Origin of the sequence: Arthrobacter sp. HMWF013 (genome assembly GCF_003061105.1) — a bacterium.
Classification (GTDB): Bacteria; Actinomycetota; Actinomycetes; order Actinomycetales; family Micrococcaceae; genus Arthrobacter.
Window position 1 is genome coordinate 1 of the sequence record NZ_QAIQ01000634.1, and the last position, 1,632, is coordinate 1,632.

Annotated in this window: 2 protein-coding genes; one reads left to right on the plus strand and one right to left on the minus strand. The window is 61.5% G+C overall.

Features of this window, described 5'->3' with window-relative positions; translation table 11 throughout:
* Positions 1-12: 12 nt before the first annotated feature.
* A complete protein-coding gene (locus DBR22_RS24920) occupies positions 13-138 on the minus strand; it encodes a hypothetical protein (RefSeq protein ID WP_258229358.1) in 126 nt (41 codons plus the stop codon).
* A 237-nt stretch (positions 139-375) separates the two neighbouring features.
* Between DBR22_RS24920 and DBR22_RS21105 the strand changes: the two genes are divergently transcribed.
* Positions 376-1,119: a DUF2637 domain-containing protein gene (locus DBR22_RS21105; RefSeq protein ID WP_258229359.1), complete on the plus strand. Its 744-nt coding sequence runs from the start codon at positions 376-378 to the stop codon at positions 1,117-1,119.
* Positions 1,120-1,632 lie beyond the last annotated feature (513 nt).

Here is a 1,632-nt window from a genome sequence, read left to right on the forward strand (position 1 = left end):
AGCACCAGCTCGCTAGGTCAAGGAGTCAACAAAACCGGGGGCAGTCCCCTGAACCAGGGTGCCTGCAGTGGAGCATTCGGTGAGGGTGGCACCGGCGAGCAGGAGGGCGGTGATCAGGGTGGCAGCGCGGTTCTTCATAAGCCTTATGTGTACGGAAATGGGCAAAACTGTCGGCACCCCCCGGCTAGGGTGGACCACCCTTGGTCCAACAGGTGGTCCGTGGGTGGGCCACGGACCGGTCCACACTACTGGATGTGTGGGCCAAACCGGCCCTAGACTGAGCGTCCCGCGTGGTCCAAAAGGAAGTCGCGGGGCAGACGGTGAGGGAGAACGTAACTGATGACAAGCTCGAGAATTGAACCCGACAGCCGAACAATGACGATGGCATCCATGGCCCTGGTCGGGATCCTGGCAGTGGCCAGCTTCACGCTTTCCTTTCAGGGCCTGATCCAGGCAGCCGAATGGGCGGGGGTCGCACCGCAGCTGAGGTGGCTGGTCCCGATCGTCGTCGACTCCACCATCCTGGTGTACGCCGTGGCAGCCTCAGTCCAGCGTGCCCGCGGGGAATCCACGGTGATGTCGTGGTCTGCGGTCGGATTCTTCACGGCGGTCTCGGTCGCCGCAAACGCCGCCCACGTCCTTGCCCCGGGCGGCGTCCCGATCCCGGTCGACGGCACAGTCGTCTTCGGGGCGTTCCTGGCCGCCATCATGCCCGTCAGCCTGTTCTTCGCCACCGAGACGACCGTGCAGCTCGCCGTCGCTCCCCCGGTCGGCTCCGTCTCCCAGCGACGGAAGCGGGCGCTGGCCCGACTGGTCCAGGAACGGGGCGGACCAGAGAATGTGGACCACCACGGGGCAAAATCCGGACCACTCGCGGACCACCGCGGACCGCAGGGTGGACCGGTCCGCGGACCACGTGCGAACCACCCGTCTGGACCACCGCGGACCAAGCCCGACGTGAGGCCGGAGCAGATCCTTGAACTGGCCGAGGAGAGCCTCTCGCAGCGGGCCATTGCTGAGCGGCTGGGCACCTCGAAGACGACGGTAGCGCGCGTGCTGCGGGAGCGGTCAGGGCATGCTGCCGGCCCAAAGCCCGAGCAGGTCGCGGCACTGTCTTAGCCAAACGAAGAACGATTGTCAGTCTCGGGAATCACTCAGCCTATCCAGACCAGAATCTTGCGTTGCATGGATGCTGTCGATACAGATCCGCCAGCGCGAGCGGCAGAGTCAAGCCAGCCGGCCCTCAATGCGTGAAGAAAACCAGTGAGAGCAACGCCGGACAAGTCGAGCTGAATCTGCTGTTGATGAAGTGCACCGGCGCCAAGCCCTACTGGAACCTACTAGACCCAACCGGTCGGTAGGGTCGAAATCAGATTCAAAAACAGCGCTACTAAAGGGATGAAGGCCTTCTATCTATCTAAACCTACTAAACCTACCTAAACATCAATACCTCTACGTAGGAGCCTTAGTGTATGTATTTCTGCCTCTGAAGAACTATTAGCTAGATACCTCCTTATGGAGGTGTAGTTCCCAGGTGGGTTTGGTAGGTTTTGGATGAAAATGCCCTTGAAACCCCCGGGATCTAGACAATTTCCAGTCCGGGAATGAGCCTACCTGCGGTGGGTTTTGGGT